The 22,017-nt window shown below is 42.2% G+C and carries 13 protein-coding genes; 12 read left to right on the top strand and 1 reads right to left on the bottom strand.

Features of this window, described 5'->3' with window-relative positions; genetic code table 11:
* The first annotated feature begins 78 nt into the window (after positions 1-78).
* The 8 genes from MUCPA_RS09085 to MUCPA_RS09050 all read left to right on the top strand — a co-directional run bounded on the left by MUCPA_RS09085 (position 79) and on the right by MUCPA_RS09050 (position 13,321).
* Positions 79-762, top strand: coding sequence for a DUF1906 domain-containing protein (locus MUCPA_RS09085; protein WP_008505913.1), 684 nt, complete (start codon positions 79-81; stop codon positions 760-762).
* A 517-nt stretch (positions 763-1,279) separates the two neighbouring features.
* Positions 1,280-1,900: a hypothetical protein gene (locus MUCPA_RS09080; protein ID WP_008505910.1), complete on the top strand. Its 621-nt coding sequence runs from the start codon at positions 1,280-1,282 to the stop codon at positions 1,898-1,900.
* Positions 1,901-1,916: 16 nt separating this feature from the next.
* Entirely contained in the window at positions 1,917-2,573 is a 657-nt protein-coding gene (locus MUCPA_RS09075) for a hypothetical protein (protein ID WP_008505909.1), read from the top strand.
* Positions 2,546-3,352, top strand: coding sequence for a sensor histidine kinase (locus MUCPA_RS09070; RefSeq protein WP_008505907.1), 807 nt, complete (start codon positions 2,546-2,548; stop codon positions 3,350-3,352). The genes MUCPA_RS09075 and MUCPA_RS09070 overlap by 28 nt, the downstream gene beginning before the upstream one ends.
* 13 nt (positions 3,353-3,365) lie before the next feature.
* A complete protein-coding gene (locus MUCPA_RS09065; protein WP_008505904.1) occupies positions 3,366-4,043 on the top strand; it encodes a response regulator transcription factor in 678 nt (225 codons plus the stop codon).
* A 539-nt stretch (positions 4,044-4,582) separates the two neighbouring features.
* On the top strand, positions 4,583-6,967 hold the full coding sequence (locus MUCPA_RS09060; RefSeq protein ID WP_008505902.1) for a glycoside hydrolase family 31 protein: 2,385 nt from the start codon (positions 4,583-4,585) through the stop codon (positions 6,965-6,967).
* Between the two features lie 130 nt (positions 6,968-7,097).
* A complete protein-coding gene (locus MUCPA_RS09055) occupies positions 7,098-8,783 on the top strand; it encodes a cellulase family glycosylhydrolase (protein ID WP_008505900.1) in 1,686 nt (561 codons plus the stop codon).
* A gap of 332 nt (positions 8,784-9,115) precedes the next feature.
* The gene (locus MUCPA_RS09050; protein WP_008505898.1) at positions 9,116-13,321 is read left to right on the top strand and encodes a hybrid sensor histidine kinase/response regulator transcription factor; all 4,206 of its coding nucleotides are present in this window, start codon (positions 9,116-9,118) and stop codon (positions 13,319-13,321) included.
* Positions 13,322-13,363: 42 nt separating this feature from the next.
* Here the strand turns inward: MUCPA_RS09050 and MUCPA_RS39190 are convergent, their stop codons facing one another.
* Positions 13,364-13,498, bottom strand: a complete 135-nt coding sequence (locus MUCPA_RS39190; protein WP_008505896.1) for a hypothetical protein — start codon at positions 13,496-13,498, stop codon at positions 13,364-13,366.
* Positions 13,499-14,011: 513 nt separating this feature from the next.
* Between MUCPA_RS39190 and MUCPA_RS09040 the strand changes: the two genes are divergently transcribed.
* The 4 genes from MUCPA_RS09040 to MUCPA_RS09025 are packed head-to-tail and all read left to right on the top strand — an operon-like array spanning position 14,012 to position 21,822.
* Entirely contained in the window at positions 14,012-17,191 is a 3,180-nt protein-coding gene (locus MUCPA_RS09040; protein ID WP_008505892.1) for a SusC/RagA family TonB-linked outer membrane protein, read from the top strand.
* A gap of 27 nt (positions 17,192-17,218) precedes the next feature.
* The gene (locus MUCPA_RS09035) at positions 17,219-18,796 is read left to right on the top strand and encodes a RagB/SusD family nutrient uptake outer membrane protein (protein WP_008505890.1); all 1,578 of its coding nucleotides are present in this window, start codon (positions 17,219-17,221) and stop codon (positions 18,794-18,796) included.
* A gap of 23 nt (positions 18,797-18,819) precedes the next feature.
* Positions 18,820-20,280 (top strand): glycan-binding surface protein, encoded by a 1,461-nt coding sequence (locus tag MUCPA_RS09030; RefSeq protein ID WP_008505888.1) that lies wholly within the window; start codon positions 18,820-18,822, stop codon positions 20,278-20,280.
* A gap of 33 nt (positions 20,281-20,313) precedes the next feature.
* Positions 20,314-21,822 (top strand): cellulase family glycosylhydrolase, encoded by a 1,509-nt coding sequence (locus tag MUCPA_RS09025; RefSeq protein WP_008505887.1) that lies wholly within the window; start codon positions 20,314-20,316, stop codon positions 21,820-21,822.
* Positions 21,823-22,017: the final 195 nt, after the last annotated feature.

Genomic DNA, 22,017 nt, shown 5'->3' with positions numbered 1-22,017 from the left:
TACAATAAGTTATCAATTTTATTGTAAATTACGTTCTTGTTGATCTGCATATTATAAGCTAACCTAAACTTATATTTTATGGCAAATTCCATAGCACTTATACTACTGCCTGGCAAAGTTGAACCGGCTCGCCCTGGCGCCAAGGGGCTTGATGTTAATGCCGTTTTGACGGCCGCTAACGCGGCTGATTTCAAAGCTGCCGGATATGACTTTTGTATCCGTTACATTCCGCGCACAGCCCATCTGCTTAAGGGCAATCTTTCTAATACTGAAGCTTTGCATATCCTCAATGCCGGCCTTGCCCTGATGGCCGTCCAGCATGTTGCAAATCCGGGTTGGATGCCATCTGCAGAACTTGGCAAAGCCTACGGCGCTTATGCGGCGGTATACGCCAAAACCATTGTAGGCTTACCAGCGGGCATCAATGTATGGCTGGACCTGGAAGAGGTGTCGAAAGATGCTGCCAGTGCAGACATCATCGCGTATTGCACTGCCTGGTATAACGAAGTGAAGTCGGCCGGGTATGATCCTGGCATTTATACCGGCTATGGTACCGGGCTAAGTTCAGCACAATTGTATCACGACCTCCCGTTCAGGCATTATTGGCGGGCGTACAATGGGCCTGACGTGGCGAATCGCGGTTTTCAAATCATTCAGAAAACCCAAATCAAACTGAATGGTTTTGAAGTAGACCCTGACTATATACAAATGGACAAGAAGGGGGATCTTCCGATCTGGCTTTCCGCTGTGAATAATGTTTGAAGTACATTAACGCCAAAACTTTAGACGGAGATTCTGAAGGTTTTATATTTTCAGATGCTCCTTAACCTTATCTGTACTCATGAAAAAAACATTTACTCTACCACATCCGGCGTTGCGTTTAATGCTTCGCAAGTTCGTAGCTTCCTGTTCATTGGTACGCTAAAATAATAATCTCATTGGCACATGCTGTAATTTGAATTGTGTTTGGCGGCATTTTATGAGATTGCCACCTACTATTATGATTTTCCAGCATCTGCCCCAGTAACAATTACAGGCAAGCCTTTTTTAATAGGTGCTGCTCCACTTGTTAAAGCTTTTTACGTTACAAAATGGGCTGTTATGCAACAGGTTTCCAGAGCATAACTAACCGTTTTAAGAAATAGCTATAAATACCTGTTTTTTAAAAAATACCAGGTATAAATGCCTGCTTTTTAATTGTAATAGAGGTTGTTATGAAATTAATTATGGATCTTTATTTATGATTTTATTCATTAATTAACCTAAAAACAATATCAAAATGAAACCTTATCTCATCACCATCATCATTTTTACGTCTGTATTAACCGGCTTGCTCATCGGTTATGTTGTTTTTCCTTGTCCAAACCCAAACTCATGTTGTGTGGTTACTTCATCCTCTTCAGATACCGTTAACACGGTTAATCTTTCACACCGAGATTCATCGCGGGTATGGGTGGCCAACTACAAAGCAATTTGGGGCAAAATAGTAAAAAAAGACGCTGCGTTGAAGGATAGCTTGCCACTATATTTTACGCTTAAGTCTCAAGATGTTTTAAATGCAATGGGAATAGATGAGTCGTGGAAATGCTTAACCAAATTGCGATACTTCCGTTTAACACTCGGATTTGATTCCGTTAATAAAAACATGAAGGCTTTTATACAACCGGTAATAAATGTTAATTTAGGTAGTAAAAGCCCTTTTCCGGCCGGCACTGCACTATTCTTTAATGGCAATGGTGAGATAGTCGACTCAGTAGGGCAACGGCTTGATTCGCTTAATACGTCATGTTACCTTTTAAGAATGAAGGCAAAAAAAACAAAATTTAAGGCAGTATCAGATAAAAGCGGTGTTTACGTAGGCGATTTGAGTACTCCATGCCCCAATACCTGTGGAGATTAATTAAGCAAATACTTTCATGACAATAACTAAAGCCATACTTGTTGCAAACGATATTCCGATATTACTATCAGGGGTTTTAGCGGTGATATTCTACCGGAGGTTTGAAAAAAAATTCAAAATATTTTCGTGGTTTCTCATCTGCTCAAGCATAATTCAAATCATTGCTTTAATATTTTGGTTTGTACGGGCAAATAACATGCCCCTGCTTCATTTGTATGTGCCTTTAGGGTTTGTTTTATTGGCCTGGTTTTATCAGGCGGTTTTAGAAAGCTTTATCAACAAAGGAATAATAGTGACGGTTACACTATTGTTCCTTTGCTTCTCCATCATTAACTCGGTTTTTTTTGAAAATATCCATATATTCAATTCAAACGCGCTCACGGTAGAATCGATTTTACTCATTATTTTTTCCATATTTACCTTTATTGTGCTTTTAAACCAGCAATTGCAATCCGTAACGCGCGATGTAAAACAGAGTTTAAGCTGGATAAACTCCGGTATCCTTATCTATTATTCTACCACGTTGTTGCTGTTTTATTTTTCAAATTATCTGATGCATCACCATAGCGTTAATATTAGTGCTTTTACCTGGATGTTCCACTCATTTGCCTCAATAACAATGTACTGTTGTATTTTAGTTGGTTTATGGAAACGGGGTCGCAAATATCATTGATTGATGTAATTATACCTTTTACCGTTGTGCTTTTTATAATTGCAGTGGGTGTGGTATTGCTATACACACATTTTCAAAAAAATTTGTACCGGCAAGAGTTAGATAAAGCAGCGTTAAAGTCTGCTCAGCACGAAGAACTGCTCAGGAACAGTATTTTTGTACAGGAAGAAGAAAGAAAGCGTATTGCAACCGATCTTCATGATGAATTAGGGGCCGTTATTTCGATTATGCGCATGAACCTGGTTCTTATCCAGCAAAAGTTCAAAGAAAGGGACACCGTTGGACCCGATCTTCTCTCGATAGTTGAAAACCTGGTGAACCTATCAGAAAGCGGAATATCCAGTGTCCGAAGCATCAGTCATCAGCTCATTCCACCCCAGCTCGAAACTTTCGGGCTCGTTAAAACATTAGAATACTTTATCGAAAAAGTGAATGCATCCGGAAAAATCAACATTTACTTATGGGTGAAAAATGAACTTCCGGATTTGCACTGGCCTATATCCTTAGGGTTATACAGGATTATTATGGAACTGATTGGTAACACCATTAAACATGCAGGGGCCAATAAAATAACTATTGAAATTAATTATGATAGTGATTTTTTACTGTTTAATTTTAATGATGATGGGCGTGGGATAGATTTTGCTAATGGCCATCAAATAGGCATGGGTTTTAAAAATATCGAGGCCAGGGTTATGGCTCTAAAAGGAACATTTGAGTATGGAAATAATATAGACAATACTGGTTTTAAGGCATTTTTTAAATTGCCTATCCGGTAATAGATAATTACTTATGCAAACTCCAGATACAATTAAAATTGGTATAGTAGAAGATCAGCTTTTGTTTAGGGAAGGTATTAAAGCAATACTACATAACTGGGGGGATTTTTCTGTTATTTTTGAGAGTGCAGACGGCCATTCTGTGATACAAAAATTAAGCACCACTGCTGTTTTGCCTGACGTAATGTTGGTAGACCTCATGCTGCCTTCCATTAATAATAAGGAATACCGAGGATCTCATTTAACCCTGGCATTGGGTGAGCTATATCCATCAATCAAGGTATTGATATTATCGGTTCATGATGATGAAAATTTTATTATTGAACTGGTAAAGAATGGTGCACATGGCTATTTGGTAAAGGATTGCGACCCACAAGAGTTGCATGACGCTATTGTGGCAGTTTATACCAAAGGGTCTTACATTAATTCCAGAACGCTAACTGCCATACAGAACAATATGGGACGAAAAGTAAAATCCAAAAAGCTTTTAGTCAATATTTCTGCACGGGAGGAAGAAATACTACGGCTAACATGCCAGCAATACACAGCAGAAGAAATTGCGAACAAATTATTTATCAGCGTAAAAACAGTTAATGGCCACAGAAACAACCTGCTGATTAAAACCGGATCAAGAAATGTAACCGGACTTGTAATTTACGCTATCAAGAACAATATTGTCAGTTTGATATAAAACACTACAGTAAGATTAAACCTATAAACTCCCCTGTATTCAAGCCAGCATTAATGTTAACGAGCCACATTCAGTAATCATACTAATTATTCAGGCAACTTAAATTAACATTGCTTAGGCGCAGTCATCACCTATATTTCATACCATATATTGTCTCTTTAGGTAACCTTTCTATTCTGGTGTATGGCCGGAGTAACTTCAATGGCATCACTCTATCTGAAAGCGTCAGCTTAAACAATACTACCATCCAGTGATGTAGCAGACGGGCATTTCTGTGCCTATTTCAACATTTCATGCCCTATTTATTCACTTTTGTACCCGTTGGCGCATTTTTCTCTTATCTAAATTTACCAACGCATACCAATAAACCGAACACATTAAAATAATGATATCTGGGTTGCTATGCACCATTTTGGTGCGCTCATTTATCACTGTTTTAATGACCCTGTTTTTATTAATTCATCTTTTTCCTTGCGATAAAAATGTTAAACCGATTTTTTAAATAAACCTGCGTAACGCTTTATTCATCATAAAAAACAATGTTCAAACACTTACTCAATTACCCTGCATTCAGGCACAATCCCTTTAGGATAATCATCCTATTTTTCATGCTCATCATTACAGCTATACATGCTGCCAGCGCCTCCGTGATATCTTATAAAAAAGAAGCCGATGGGCTTTTATTTACATTGGATAAAGGCCAGATGAAGATTACCATTTGCAGGGACGACATTATCCAGGTAAAATATACCGTTTTCAACAAGTTTATCAATAAGCCCTCGCTTATCGTCAATGCAAAATGGGGCTCTCCTGCTTTTAAGGTGGCGGAAGACAAGAATCAGGTTGTTGTTGTAACCGCTAAGCTAAAAGTAATCATCAGCAAATCCACTAACAATATCAGTTACAAAGATCTTGATGGAAAAACAATTGCTTCCGAAGATGATAAGAGCATTACCCCCGCAACCATTGCCGGCATCAACACTTATAATGTAAGTACACAATTTAATTCGCCGAAGGATGAGGCGCTTTTTGGCCTGGGCTGCCATCCTATCGATACAGGCTCTATCAACTATAAAGGCCGCAACCAGGATCTGGCCATCAAATACCTTACAGGTGCTATTCCTGTACTGTTATCCAGCAAAGGGTATGGGCTGATGTGGGATAATTATTCGGCATCAAATTTTTATGGTGCCGAGGCAGGCAACACCAAATTTAAATATGTATCCGAAAGCGGCAGGCAGGTTGACTATTACTTTTTTTACGGCCCCGGGTTCGATCAGATCATAAACCTGTACCGTATAGCTACAGGGAAGGCGCCCATGTTTGCTAAATGGGCATTCGGACTGTTCCAATCGCAAGACAGGTATATGAGCCAGGACGAGGTGATTTCGGTAAAGGATAATTATCGCAATAACCATATCCCGGTGGATGTTATTGTGCAGGACTGGTATTATTGGGACCCTTTCCCCATTGGCGCTCACGTAATGAACCCCGCACGTTATCCCAATCCTAAAAAAATGGTTGATGAGCTGCATCAAAGTAATATACATGGTATGATATCCATCTGGCCCCTGTTTGGCAAAGGCACCAGGGACTTTGATACCATAAAAAATATGGGCGGATTAACCAATATAACCTGGGATAATATTGTAACGCACACCTTTGATAATTACTACGATGCGCACAACCCGAAAGCGCGTGAATTATATTGGGACATGGCCCGCGACAGCCTGATTAAAAGGTATGGCTGGGATGCCTGGTGGGTTGACCAGTGCGAGCCTGACAATGGTTTATTGTTAGATGAGCGCCGGAAAAGCGATTTTTGGCTGGGTAAAGGTATTGACTATTTCAATACCTACTCGTTACAACATTCCACAGGCATATATCAAGGCTGGCGCCGGGATATTCCGCAAAAGAGGGCATTCTTTTTACTCAGGCAGTCGTTTGCCGGCGAGCAGCGCAATGCCGGCGCGCTTTGGTCGTCCGATATTTCCTGTACGTTTGAAGCCTTTAAAAGCCAGGTGCCACAAGGTATTAACGCATGTGCGTCGGGCATCCCGTACTGGACATCAGACATAGGCGGGTACCACTACAATTGGGGCGTTCCGGATTGGTCGAAACCCGAAATGAGGGAATTATTTACCAGGTGGTTCCAGTTTGGTACGTTTTGCCCCATTATGCGCATTCATGGCAAAGGCGAGCGGGCCATATTTTCAAAAAACTGGGATGAAGATACCCGGGCGATATTAATTAAGTTCGATAAACTGAGGTACCGCCTGCTGCCCTATATTTATTCGCTTGCTGCAAAAACCACGCTGGAAAATTATACCATGATGCGTTCGCTGGCATTTGATTTCCGCAATGATTCCCATGTTTATAGCATACCCGATCAATATATGTTTGGCCCGGCATTTTTGGTGAATCCGGTTACAGGCAAAGGCCAAACGGCAAGAAAAGTTTATTTGCCCGGAACGGATGTATGGTATAACTTCTGGACAGGAGAAAAGATTCCTGGCGGTAAATCCATCAATGCTGCTTCGCCGATAAACCTGATGCCATTATATGTACGGGCTGGTTCCATCGTCCCGATGGGGCCTGAAGTTGAATACGCTACCCAGAAAACCAACAAGGTGATTGAATTGCGTATTTACCCGGGTGCCGATGGGCAGTTTACCTTTTATGAAGACGAGAATGATAATTACAATTATGAAAAGGGCAGGTACACCACTTTTTCATTAACCTGGAATGATCAACAGCGAAAATTAAGTATTTCTGGCACCAAAGGAAGTTTCCCGGGTGCGTTAAGGCAACATATTTTCAACGTTGTTTTGGTTAACAGCAATTACGGGGCCGGACCGTTAGAGGCGGCCAAGGCTGATAAAAGGGTTGTGTACAACAGCAGTGCCTTAGTAGTGCAATTATAGTTTGTTAAAAGAAGTAATATAGGATATATGCGGATGTGGCTGATGTGATGATCGGGCAGCTTAGTCCACCTGTTATATGGCTTTCATTTTTGCAGGCCGGTTATAAGAAACCAATTATAAACTTCAATATATGAGGACATTAAACTATTTTTTCGCTATCATCATCCTGGTGGCAACAGGATGCCACAAACAGGAAATTGCCAGTTCGGGCGTAGAGCTGCCCGTGAAAAAAACAATGGGCAGTAAGGCGTTGAGCGCGACAAGCTATCCAAGTTACAATACTTCGCCGCTTGCGCCAGATCAAACAGGGGTAACCAGTACGGCGGTTCAGCTCGCGGCAAAAATCCATTTAGGATTCAATATCGGCAATACCATGGAAGCTCCAAACGACGAAAAAGGATGGGGGAACCCGGCCATCACTCAGGCGCTGATTGATAAGGTAAAGCAAAGCGATTTTAATGCCATACGGATTCCCTGCCAATGGGATTACTCGCATATCGTCAATACAACCACCGAGCAGATCGACCCGGCCTGGCTCAACCGGGTACAGCAGGTTGTGCAGTACTGTATTAACGATGGTTTGTATGTGATATTAAATATACATTGGGACGGGGGATGGCTGCAAGGGAATTGCACAGTAGCCCAACAGGCAGCCGTAAATGCTAAACAAAAAGCCCTTTGGGAGCAAATTGCTACACAGATGCGTGGTTTTGACGAACATTTAATTTTAGCCAGCACTAATGAACCTGCCGTAACAGATGCCACGGGCATGAGCGTTCTGCTTTCTTATCATCAAACTTTTATCAATGCTGTCCGGTCAACCGGTGGGCACAACAGTTACAGGGTGTTGCTTATCCAGGGCCCCAATACAGATATTACCGCAACAAATAATCTGATGAACACACTTCCTTCCGATCCGGCATCCAATCGTATGATGGTTGAAGTTCATTACTATACCCCTTACAACTTCTGTTTGATGGATACAGACCAAAGCTGGGGCAACATGTTTTATTATTGGGGTTCAGGGTATCACTCCGCCATCGATGTTACACGCAATGCCGCCTGGGGCGAGGAAAGCGACCTTAACGGATATTTCCAGTTGATGAAAACGAAATTCGTTGACCACGGCATTCCGGTAGTGATGGGCGAATTTTCAGCAAGCCGCCGGTCATCTCTAAAAGGGGATTCTTTAAACCTTCACCTTGCTTCCAGGGCATACTGGTATAATTACCTTGTACACCAGGCTGGGGCCAACGGCATACTTCCTTTTCTTTGGGATACCGGATCGATCATTGACAGATCGACATACGCTGTGAAAGATCAGCAACAGTTAGCCGCGCTTGTGCAGGGAACGCAAACTGGAACATCGCCTGGAATCCAGGTTGGAAGTATATATCAGATTTTCAACAGAAATAGTTTTAAGGCTTTGGAATTCGCCGGTTGGGGAACCGCCAACCAAACAATGGCCGATCAGTGGGATTATTTAGCCGGAGCAAACCAGCAATTTAAGCTGGAAGATGCGGGTGGCGGCTATTACAGGTTAACGCCTATGCATGCCACCACTAAGTGTTTAGAGATATATGGTTGGTCTAACGCTAACGGCGGGCAGGCTGATTTATGGGATTATACCGGCACCGGTGGAAATAATCAAAAATGGATGGTTCAGGCAACAGATAATGGATACTATAAGATTATAAATGTAAATAGCGGAAAAGCCCTTGAAATTTCGGGAGCATCCCTCAAAAACGGCGGCTTAGCTGATCAATCGGATTATAACGGAGCTCGAAACCAACAATGGGCGTTTTTGAAAATATAATTTACAACTGTTGCACTAATTTAGGCGACCTGTTTAAAATTTGCTTTTAGTACATTTAAAAAAATACAACTAACATTGAATTGCAGGTCAATGCGTCCGGGTTGAAATCCGAGCGCATTTTTTACAGATTATACGATACCGCGTGATGTTATTTGGAAAAACACAGGCCAATGCCTTCCGGAGTTTGTCTTTACCTTATATCGAGATCAATAACAATAAATAGATGATCCGTTTAATTGTTAAATATTCATAACCTTGTTGTGTAGCATTTGTACTACCTTAGTGTACTGTCTTTAAAATAAACCTGGTTTTGGGCTTTCAATAACACCCCGATGCGCATCAAATTTTACTATCTTCTTGCGGTTGCATTAATTTTTGCAGGTACTCATGCTTTGGCCCAAAGCAGCCGGTACAGGTTTTCGCAGCTTGATATCAGTAACGGGCTGTCGCATAATCAGGTTAACTGTATATTTAAAGATTCGGAAGGCTTTATGTGGTTTGGTACGGCGTCGGGCCTTAACCGGTTTGATGGTTATACCTTTAAGGTATTTAAGCATGATAGTGGGGATAAAAACTCGGTTACCGATGATTTTATAGCCAGAATTTTTGAAGGCCCCGATAAAAAATTGTGGATATCAACCCGCAACGGGTATTGTTTTTATGATCCCGCAACGGAGCAGTTTAACGGTGATATGTCATCATTGCTTCATTCCCTGAAGCTCCCTGTTTATCCAAATGTAATTAAGATACTGCGAGCAAGTGCTACAGATTTTTGGTTTTTATATCCCGATTCGGGTATTTATAGGTATAACGTAGCCAGTAAGCAAACAAAACGCTATTATCATAGTGGAAATTCGGCTTCATCAATATATTCCGGTTCAATTACAGATATAACAGCTGATGCAAAAGGCAATATATGGATAGTTTACAGCGATGCCACGGTAGAACTTTTTGATGTTAAATTGAATAAGGTCAGCTATCGCACGGACGCTTTTAGTAAAGTAATTAAGAGCAAAAGCACTTTTTATTCTTTAACTGTAGATCGGGATAATGATTTGTGGTTTTACGGCTCTTATATGGATATGGGCGTGTTTTATTACAGCCCTTCAACAGGGGTTTTCCGCCATATTGATAAGGAGTCGGCCGGGGTTCGGTTGAAAGCGAACGTGATTAGTAACATTATACAGGACGATGATGGCCTGATATGGATTGCCGCCGACCATGGGGGCATCGGCGTATTAGACAAAAAGAAAACCCAGATCAGTTATCTGCTGAACCGCGAAGACGACGCCACATCATTAAGACAGAATTCCGCCGTACTCTACAAAGATAACTCCGGTATTATTTGGGCCGGTACCTTTAAAAAGGGAATAAGTTATTATCATAAAAACATCATCAGGTTTCCGCTCTACCGGCATTTTGCCTCAGACCCTGCCAGCCTACCCTTTAACGATGTTGATAAATTTGCCGAAGACAGGCTGGGAAATTTATGGATCGGTACCAATGGCGGGGGCCTTATTTATTTTAACCGCAAAACAGGCAAGTATACCCAGTATAAACACGAGCCGGGAAACTCCAATAGCCTGAGTAATGATATTATTGTGAGTTTATGTATTGACCACGATCAGAAGTTATGGATCGGCACCTATTTCGGTGGGCTGGATTGCTTTGACGGCAAAACCTTTACCCATTACAGGCACGATGAAAAATTAGCCACCAGCATTGCCGACGACAGGGTGTGGAGTATCATGGAAGATTCTTCGAACCGCTTATGGATAGGGACGTTTGCCGGAGGCCTTGAAATTTTCGACCGGCAGAAAAAAATATTTTACCATCCTTTTAGCCAAAGTGATATAAGGTCAATGTTTGTATCCTCGATTTTTGAGGATAAACAAGGCAATATATGGATAGGGGGCTATCTGGGCATGGATGTGATAATGAAAAAAGGCGGCAGGGTGATTCATTATGTATCGAACGAAAAAGGTACAAACTCTTTAATTAACAATACCGTAAACAGCATCAACCAGGACAGGCGCGGTTTAATATGGGTGGCCACAGCGGGCGGAATAAGTGTGTTGAATCCTGAAAAAAATACATTTACATCGCTCACAAAAAAAAATGGGCTTCCTGATAATTCAGTATCCAATACCGAAGAGGATGGCAAGGGAACGATGTGGCTGAGCACGTCAAATGGCTTAAGCCGTGTCACCTTAACGCCGTCAGCTGATACGCTTAAGTTTCACTTCGAAAACTTCGACGAAATGGATGGCCTGCAAGGGCGCGAGTTTAATATCAACTCAGCTTTAAAAACACGCGGCGGCGAACTGATATTTGGAGGTAGCGATGGCTTTAATAGTTTTGACCCGGCAAGTATAGAGCCTGTTACAAATAAACTCCGGTTAATTTTTACCGATTTTCAGTTATTCAACAAAAGCATATCGGCCAACCAGCTTATTAACGGGCACGAGGTGCTGTCAAAAGCCATATCCATAACACAGGCCATAACGCTTCATCACAACGAAAACGTTTTCTCGATTGAGTTTGCCGCGCTTGATTTTTTTAACCCCAGCAAAGTTAAGCATCAGTATATGCTGGATGGTTTTGATAAAGGATGGATAAACGCGGATAACAGAACCCGGAAAGCCACTTATACCAACCTGGATCAGGGTGATTATGTTTTTAAGGTACGGGCCTCCAATTCAGAGGATGGGATAAACTCTGGTTATATTTCGTTAAAAATTAAAGTACTGCCGCCCTTTTGGGAATCAACCCTGGCCTATATCATTTACATGGTACTGTTTTTTGGTGCTCTTTTGTTGATAAGGCAAAGGGGGATACAAAAAATAAGAAGGCAATTTATAGCCGAAAAAGAAAAGCAGGAAGCAAGGTTATTGATTGAGCAGGAGCGCCAGGAAATCAGGCGTATGCAAGAGCTCGACCAGCTGAAAACTAAATTTTTAACCAACGTAAGCCACGAATTCAGAACGCCACTGTCGTTAATTATGGCGCCGGTTAATAAAATGCTTACCCGTGCCGATCAGGAACAGAAGCAACAGTTGAACATGATCAGAAAAAATGCCAGACGGTTATTAAACCTGGTAAACCAACTGCTTGATTTTCGTAAAATGGAAGTTCAGGAGCTTAAACTGCACAGCAAGCCCGGAGATATTATAAAGTTTATAGGCGAGATAAGCCAGTCGTTTACAGATATTGCCGAAGAAAAAGAGATCGATTTTGTATTTGATACCACGGTTGATGCGATGTTTACCAGTTTTGATCATGATAAAATTGAAAGGATATTGTTTAACCTGATATCAAATGCCTTTAAATTTACGCCGGCCGGAGGCCAGGTAAGCGTTCTGCTCAACGTGGATCAGCAGACAGCGAACAGCGATACTTCTCTCGAAATTAAGGTGATTGATACAGGTATTGGCATCCCGCCTGAAAAACACAGCAAAATTTTTGAGCGTTTTTTTCAGCACGATGTTCCCGAATCGATGATTAACCAGGGCAGCGGTATTGGCCTTGCCATCACACGGGAGTTTGTGAAGATGCATGGCGGAGAAATAACTGTTGAAAGCGAGCCCGATCATGGTAGTTGTTTCATCATTAAAATGCCGCTTGCCATTTATGCCGGCCCCGGCATACAAGCGTTGGCAGGCGATGACGCTGATAATGAATGCTGGGACGATATCAGCCATAATGAAAATAAAGCCGTACCCAAACTACAGCATAGCGGTAAGAAGCCTGTGGTTCTTTTAGTTGAGGATAACGATGATTTCCGTTTCTATCTGAAAGACAATTTAAAGGAGGTGTTTTTTTTAATCGAAGCCTCAAATGGCCGGGAAGGCTGGCAAAAGGCGCTTGCCATGCATCCGGATATTATTGTAAGCGATATCAGTATGCCCGAGATGACGGGAATTGAATTGTGCAAAAAGCTAAAGAGTGATAAGCGCACATCACATATCCCCGTTGTTTTGCTAACCGCCTTAACCGGTGAGGCCGACCAGATCAAAGGCCTGGAGATAGGTGCGAACGATTACATGACGAAGCCGTTTAATTTTGAAATATTGCTGTCAAAAATCAAAAACATCCTGACCCTGCGGGATACCTATAAGCAAACGTACAAAAAGCAGATGGATGTACAATTGCAGGACATTCCCCTGGAAAATGGAGACGAAAAACTGTTAAGGAGTATAGTTCACCATATCGAGCTCAACATTTTAAACGATAGCCTTTCGGTAGAAGAATTGAGCCAGAAGATGAACATGAGCCGTGGCTCGCTTTACAATAAGGTGTTAATGCTTACCGGCAAATCGCCCGTCGAGTTCATCCGTTCAATCAGGTTAAAAAAAGCGGTGTACCTGCTCGAAAACAGCCAGATGACTATAAGCCAGATCTGCTACGAAGTGGGCTTTAATACCCCCAAATATTTCACAAAGCTGTTCAAGGATGAGTATAATGTTCTCCCGTCTGTATATGCTGCATCTTTTCGTCAAAACAAAGTTTTACCGGAGGCAGAAGATAAAGAACAATAGCCGCTGTTATTTATAATTTAATTATTATTCGCCAAACGGCGGCTATTCCCGCCGGTGCATGCGTGCAAGGCCACGGGCAACAGCTATGGCAGCACCCCGGCCAGCTTCACGTACTTGAAGCCTGGTTGTTGTACTTCCTGGTACCGCATCTGTATCTTTTAATATCACTCTTAGCATTAATAAGACGCTTTAAAATTGATGCCCCGGAGTGTTCAGTTATTAGGTTGCTAAATCTTTAAAGAAACTGAATAAATATATCCGGATAGTAAAAAATCGATACAATTAATTCATTTTCAGGTATTTATTGTGGGTTGTACATTTGGTCTATATTTTTGTTCAACTCTGCCACCTCTCCTTTTTGCGCTTATAATAGCTTTATCCCTCAGAACAGAGTTTCAAAGCAATGTACTTGCTCATTCGCTTTCCAACCCTGTTCCACCAATTATCAAAAGAGCCAATAGTTAATTTATTTTTCGGGTGATTAAGCAGCCCCGGGCTGTATTTAAATTTTAGTGGTTGTTGGTACAGCAAAATGTACAAACCATCAGGAAGGTAAATTTTAGCGGTTGTTTTGTGCATTTTTTTACTTCTTAAAATATTAAATAAATATGAATAGAAACTAAAACCTACTAACCAAACACCAATGAACCAATTATTAAAAAAAACCTTAAAATTCCTTTATTAATTAAGATGGAAAAAAATTTACAAAGAAGAATGAAACGCTTTATTTCATTGTTTATCACAAGCATGTTGCTTTATCTTTCGGGCCATGCGCAAACGCTCAAGGTTGTTGGAAAAGTGACCAGTGCCGACGACTTGCAGCCACTGCCGGGAGCGAGTATTAAGCTTAAAGGCACATCCATAGGAACCATAGCCGCACCTGACGGCACTTACACTATAACGGCAAAACCAGGCAATGTATTGGTGTTTAGTTTTTTAGGATACACATCTCAGGAGGTGCCTGTTAAACAGGTCGGTACCATTAATGTTAAGCTAAACTCAACATCAAGCCACTTAAACGATGTGGTTGTTATTGGTTATGCTAAGCAGGCAAGAAAAGATAATACGGGTTCTATCAGTTCGATAAAAGGGGATGATCTCCGCCAAACCCAACCAACTACATTTGATCAGGCCTTGCAGGGAAAAGTTGCGGGAGTTGTGGTTCAGCAGGTGTCAGGGCAACCTGGTGGCGGCGTATCTATTCAAATTCGTGGTGTGTCTTCCATAAGTGGGTCTAATTCGCCTCTATTTGTGATAGATGGTATTATCATCCCTCCGGTTAGTGATCCTGGCAATGGTTCAAATCCATTAAATACCATTAATCCTGCCGAAATAGCATCGATCGACGTATTGAAAGACGCTTCTGCAACTGCCATTTATGGTTCGCAGGCAACCAATGGTGTTGTGGTGATTACTACAAAAAGAGGTAAAGCAGGGCCTCCACAGGTAACCTATGATTTTTATGCAGGTTATCAGGAAATACCGGGCACACTGCCTACAATGGACTTGCAACAGTATGCCACTTTTATTAACGCAAGGGCACAGGTATGGGGCTTTGATGCCAGGCCCGAATTTGCCAATCCCCAATATTTAGGTGCCGGTACCAACTGGCAAAAAGAGCTATTCCGGAAAGCTCAGCAAAGCAGCCATACGCTTACAATAAGCGGAGGTGACGCCAGAACACAGTATTTACTGTCCGGATCTTATTTTAACCAGGATGGTATAGCTATTGGATCGGTTTTTAAAAGATATTCCGTACGGCTTAATTTGGACAATAAAACAACAGATTGGCTAAAGGTAGGAACCAGTCTTCAATTAGCTCATATCAATGAAGATCAAAACACTACTGCCTCTGGCGTAATTAATTCGGCACTCAACCTCACTCCTGATGTTCCGGTGCAAAATCCGGATGGCTCATGGGGTGGTGTTACCAATACCAGCGGCTACGTAACCGGTGTTGTTAACCCGGTGGCGATAGCCGAAATTGTTAAAAACCTGAAAACAAGAAACCAGGTGTTTGGTAATTTATATGCCGAAATCCAATTTTATAAAGATCTGTCACTGCGGAATGAGGTGTCGGGCAATTTTGATTTTAGTACGCAAGATAATTTTACGCCAACTTATACTTTTGGTAAAGTTGTTAATGGCACCAACAGTGCTTCTTCAGCGTCGAGCCAGAACTTTTATACAGTAATACGCAATTTTCTAACGTATAATCATAGCTTCCGTAAATACAATGTCAATGCCTTGTTGGGCCATGAATCACAGCTGAGCACTTTTGAAAGTGTTAGCGCCCAACGATCAAATTTCCCTTCAAACAATGTACAAGCTATTAATGCCGGTGATGCCACCACGGCTAAAAACTCTGGCGATAATGGTTCTGGTTCTGCGCAGGAATCTTATTTCGGCCGTATCAACTTGTCGTGGAATGATAGGTACCTCATCACGGCTAACGTACGCGACGATGGATCTTCAAATTTCCCGGCCAACAACCGTTGGGTTACTACCTATTCGGGCGCATTTGCCTGGAAAATTAATAATGAACCCTTTTTAAGAAATGTAAACGCCATAAGCGAATTGAAATTGAGGCTTGGTTACGGGCTTACCAACAATCAGGGTATACCAGGCAATACGTTTGTAACGCAACTTCAATCGGTGGCTAATGGCCTTTCGGGTACGGCTCAGTTTCAGAGCAATTTAGCAAACCCTTATGTAACATGGGAAAAAACAAATTATTCAAATGCCGGGCTTGATGCATCGTTTATCAATGGGCGGTTAAGTTTTTCATTGGATGTTTACGACCGTGAAACACACGGGCTTTTATTAAAGGTTCCGCTTCCGTTATATACCGGTACTACTACCGCTTATTCGCCGGGATCTATGGCTGCACCGTATGCCAACGTAGGTTCTGTTAGTAATAAAGGATTCGACTTCAGCATCAATACGACCAATATTAGTTTAAAAAATTTCACATGGAAAACTGATATTACGCTATCGAGGAATGTGAATAAGGTACTCAGTTTAGGTACAGGTGGCAGTGATGCTAACTTAAGCCAAACCTCTTATGTAATTAACGATGTAGTTGAGAAAACGGTAGTGGGGCAGCCCATCGGCGAATTCTACGGCTATGTATTCGATGGCGTTTTTGCAAGTGCCAAAGATTTCCAAACGCATGCCTTACCGGTTGACCAAAGCGGCAAAGCTTATCCAATTTCGCCTTCAGGCGGGGGTATTTGGTATGGCGACCGTATGTTTAAAGATTTAAATGGCGACGGTGTTATTGACTCTAAGGACGAAACTTATTTGGGCTCTCCAACTCCAAAATTTCAGTTTGGTATCAACAATACGTTTTCCTATAAAAATTTCGATCTGAATGTGTTCTTCAGTGGCAGCGTAGGTAACAAGGTGTTCAATCAGTTGGCTGTGGCCCAAACCAATTCGCAAAACAATACCAACTACTTTGTATCTGTATTAAATTATGCAAAGTTGGCTTTAATCAATCCCAATGGCTCTGCATCTGATGTTAACAACGTGTATGTTACCAATCCAGGTACATCTGTTGTTGGTTTAAGAAATGATAATACCAACAACAATAACCGCCCTTCCAGTTTGTTTATCGAAGATGGATCTTTCGTGAGGTGTAAAAACATCACACTTGGTTATCGCTTGCCCGAAAGTGTGCTCTCAAAAATATATGTGCATTCCATACGGATATACGGTAATGTGTCCAACGCTTTTATCATTACCAAATATTCGGGCATGGATCCTGAAATTGGTTCATGGAACCCGCTTCAGGCAGGCTGGGATAGCGGTTATTATCCGCAGCCAAGAATATTTACCATTGGTGCAAATATCACATTTTCCAAATAAAACGATCACCAGTTAAAAAAGGTATTTATGAAATCGATCAATAAAATAATAGTTATTTTGCTCCTGGCAGCAGCAATTGCCGGATGCAAAAAGAGTTTCCTTGACAGGCCCTCGAACTCGCAAATCAGCTCTAATAATTTTTACCAAACAACCTCCGATTTGAGGCTGGCCACGGCAAGCCTATACGGCGGGTCTGAGTGGTGGCAATGGCATAATGGTGCTTTGTTGCCATTTGGCGACGTGTTGAGCGGCACGGGCTACTTTCCATATTATGGCGATTTAGTTCAGCTTTATACACGTACTATTACGGGGCAAAACGGCATCGTATCAAGCGGGTGGACCGGCTTGTACAATGTTATAGCACAATGTAATACCGTTATTAACGCCATACAGCAACAAGCTTCTTCGTCTATTTCGGCCACAGACAAAAATGCCGCTATAGCAGAGGCAAGGTTTATTCGTGGTGTAGCATATTACCATCTGGCTGTTTATTGGGGAGCAGTACCTATTATTGAAGACAATAGTAAATTAATCCAAAATCCGCTGCTTAATCGTAATATCGTTTCGGACGTATACAAATTTATTGCCAAAGACCTGACTTATGCGGCGCAAAACCTTCCTAATTCGGATATAACCGGGCGGGTAACTACCTGGTCGGCACAGGGGATGCTGGGAAAAACCTATTTAACAATGTCGGGCTTGGGGCAAAGCGGAGGTACACGTAACCAGGCTTTGCTTGACAGTGCTAAAAAGTATGCGGGCAACGTGTGTAAAAATAGCGGCCTGGTGTTACTCTCCAATTATTACAATTTATTTAAGGCACAATATAATGATAATCCAGAGTCGTTATTTGCCCTCCAATGGACAGCCGGTGTTGGTTATGGAAATGGCAACGATTGGCTAACCTACTCACCAAGTAACGACATAAACCCGTTAAAGACCGGTGCATGGACACCCTTAGCGCCAACTTATGATTTATACCAGATGTATACCGCCAAAGATACAGTTAGGCGCAAGGCCACGATTATGTTAAACGGCGATTATTATCCCGAATTGAATGCCGCCGGAGGGGGCTATACGGCAACCTCGGTATGTATGAAAAAGCACATCATAGGTAACGAAAAAGACAATAATGCGCCAACAATGGATATTTGGTCGTCAATTGAACATAACGCGATTTTGAGATTGGCCGATGTGTATTTGGTATATGCCGAAGCCATAATGGGTAACAGTGCCACCACAACTAATGCTGATGCCTTGCTGTATTTCAACAAAGTACGCACGAGGGCCGGCGTGGATGCAGCTTTGGTGTTAAGCCCTGACATCATTCTTAGGGAAAGGAGAATTGAATTTGCTTTTGAAGGGCAATATTGGATAGATCTGGTTAGGCTGTCTTATTACAATCCGCAAAAAGCTCTTGATATGATCAATAATCAGCAAAGGGTAACTTTTACTTATGATCCTGTTACCCGTATAGCCACGCCTGATGCCAGTACCGGTACATCCGTTCTTCCGGCAACCATCAGTTCATTTACATTGCAAATTCCGGCGTCTGAGTTAGCCAGCGACCCTAAATTGGCACAGCCCGCAGTACCTTATTATTAATTAACATTTAAAAATAGATGGTTATGAAAAGAAATTTATACCTCCGCCTGTATTTTGTGCCGCTTTTCTTCGTAATGGTGGCTTTACTGTCGGCTTGTAAAAAAAATGCTGACAATGCCCCGATCATTTCAGGTGTCAGGAGTTACGTCGCCTCACCGAACGATACGGTTTTGCATAGCGCCGTGGCAAGCGGCCAATGGGTAGTTATCACCGGGCAGAATTTGCAAAATGCAACCCAGATTAAATTTGACGGGGTTCCGGCCGCTTTCAATAGCGCTTTATTTGCTTCTAACAGCGCCGTCGTACAAATACCTGCCATACAGTTTTCAACTATTGATACTGCCAAACTTTATACCATACAGTATGTTACGCCGGCAGGTTCAGCAACGTTTTCGTTTAAATTAGGCCCGGCGGGGCCAACTATTAGCGCTATATCCAATGTATTTGCCAACCCCGGCGATTCGGTTTACGTTTATGGTGCCAATTTGGTATTGGTACAACGTTTTTCGTATGGCGGAACCGTAATCTCGTCATTTAAACCAAGCCTCGACGGAACCTCGATCGGTTTTCTAATGCCTGCACAAACAACTACCGATCAGGTAACGGTTATCGCCAAAGCCGGTTCAGTTAATTTTAAGATATTAGCCATACCAACCATTACAGCTGTTTCCAACGAAAATGCCAGCCCCGGCGATTCTGTTTATATTTATGGTACCAATCTTAAAAATATCCAAACGCTAACTTTTGCCGGTACTGCAGTCACCTCCTTTACTTCATCAGGCAGCGGCAATGCTTTGGGTTTTGTTCTGCCTGCATTAACTAAAAGCGCACCTGTATCGGTTACTACTAAATTTGGTACAGCAACTACAGTATATAATGTAAATGATGTTGCAACCGGAAGAATATCTGATTGGGAATGGGGCGGAAATTTCAACTGGCAATGGTGGGGTGGGTCCTACTATACCAGTGGCAGTGCCGATTTTCCTGGTAATTCAAGCCAATATATGGTGCTCAAAACCAGTTCGCTGATAGGTGGCGAAGGGAACACCTATTCTAATTACGCAATACTCATGAATGCAGCGCAATGGGTGCCAACGGCTAACCTTAATGATCCGGTTGATAATTGGGCCTTTAAATTTGAAGTAAGCGTACCAAAACCCTGGAATGGCGGCACAATCGATATTCTGAGTGGGGTAAGCAGCAGCCCTATAGCCAGGTGGGAGCCATGGCAGGTATCTGCAAGCGCTACGGCATCATATACTACAAATAAATGGGTAACGGTAACCATTCCTTTATCATCCTTCCGAGCTAAAGACGCTACGCTGGGCGAAGGTAAAGGAGCCTCTATAACTAAAATTGCTGATTTAACAGGGCCAACAGGCAATACCGCCTGCACGGTTTATATCCATAACTACAGCACAGCTGCAACTGCAACGGGCTTTTATGGCGCCTTTGATAATTTCAGGGTTGTAAAAATTAAATAAGCTTTTAACGGTCACCTTTTTTGATAGAACGAGATGAAAATAAAAAAAATAAAAATTGAGACGGCGTATAAGGTTTTGGGGATGGTTGTGATTGTTTTAATTGCTGTTTCGTGCAAAAAAACAGGTACAACAGATTCACAGCTTACGCTCTCGAATATGACGAAAGCAATACCCGAAGTTGGTGGAACGGTAGCTTTGGCATTTACTTCCGATGCTGCCTGGAGTGTTGATACCACTGGTATAGGCTGGCTGCACTTAAGTCAAATATCGGGTGGTGGCGGTGCCGCCACCATTAACTTAACTGCCCCCACTAATAAATCGGGCATGAGCCGCTCTCTGCGTTTAGTCGTAAATGCAGCAAACGGACAAAGCAGGCGAATTACAGTATCACAGGATGCCAGTATTTTTCCATCCTACAATACGTTGGCCATAGCGCCCGATGCAACTGGTATGGGTAGCACGGCTATGCAATTGGCCGCAAGCGTTACAATGGGTTGGAATATCTTCAACACCATGGAAGCTCCAGGTGGAGAAACCGGATGGGGAAACCCGGTAATTACCCAGCAGTTGATTGATTTGGTAAAGCAAAGTGGCATGAATGCCATACGGATACCCATCCAGTATGATTGGTCGCATATCATCAACCGGGCAACCGCACAAATAGACCCAGTGTGGCTCGCCCGGGTAAAACAAGTGGTTCAATATTGCGCTAACGACAATATGTATGTGATCATCAATATCCACTATGATGGTGGCTGGCTTGATTGTACAGCAACAGGTGCTAAACAGGATAGTATTAATGCGAAGCAAAAGGCATATTGGGAGCAAATAGCCACAACGATGCGGGGTTTCGACGAGCATTTGATGTTTGCCAGCTCCAACGAACCCAATGCGAGCGATGTATCAACATCGGTTACCTTAATGCGTTATCACCAAACGTTTATTAATGCAGTGCGCAGTACTGGCGGTAAAAACACTTATCGTACTTTGATTATTCAATCACCCTCTACATCAGTTGATTTGGCTAACCAATACCTCAATCCGGCTAATGTATATAAAACAGTGCCGGTCCCTACCGACCCGACACCTAATAAAATGATGATAGAGTTTCATTATTACAGCCCGGCTAATTTTTGCATATTAAGTGGCGACGCCAGCTGGGGGAAAGAATGGTATTTCTGGGGGAAAGATTTTCATACAAAAAACCCGCTCTTCCTTGACCGCAACGCGACAGCTCCAACAGAAGAACATTATGTAGATTCTATATTAAACTCTGTAAGATTAAATTTTGCTTCGAAAGGGATCCCGTTGGTTATGGGCGAATTTGATGCGGAATATCACGCCGGTAAATTAAAAGGGTATCCGCAGGATTCGATATTGTCGGTAAACTCGGGAAGGCATTTCTACAGTTATCTTGCAAAAAAAGCCAAAGCAAATGGTGTGCTGCCATTTTTATGGGCCAGCGGTATATTCAACCGTTCTACTAACACTATAGGAGACAGGGCCGCACTGGATTCGTTGAAAAAGGGCGCAGGTTTTTAACGCCACACAAAATACCCCAAAAAGATTAACGTACCATTGCCCCGCTTACACCGGTGGGGCAATTAAAATAATATCACACGGATGTTTGAGTACGTTGACTTTTTACATTGTTTACATTGAATGATAAAAACAAAATGACGGTAAAGTATTCATTTAAAATACTGATATTTCTAATCGCGCTCACATCCTTTTTCT

Source organism: Mucilaginibacter paludis DSM 18603 (assembly GCF_000166195.2).
Taxonomy (GTDB): domain Bacteria; phylum Bacteroidota; class Bacteroidia; order Sphingobacteriales; family Sphingobacteriaceae; genus Mucilaginibacter; species Mucilaginibacter paludis.
This window is presented reverse-complemented; position numbering and strand designations above follow the sequence as displayed.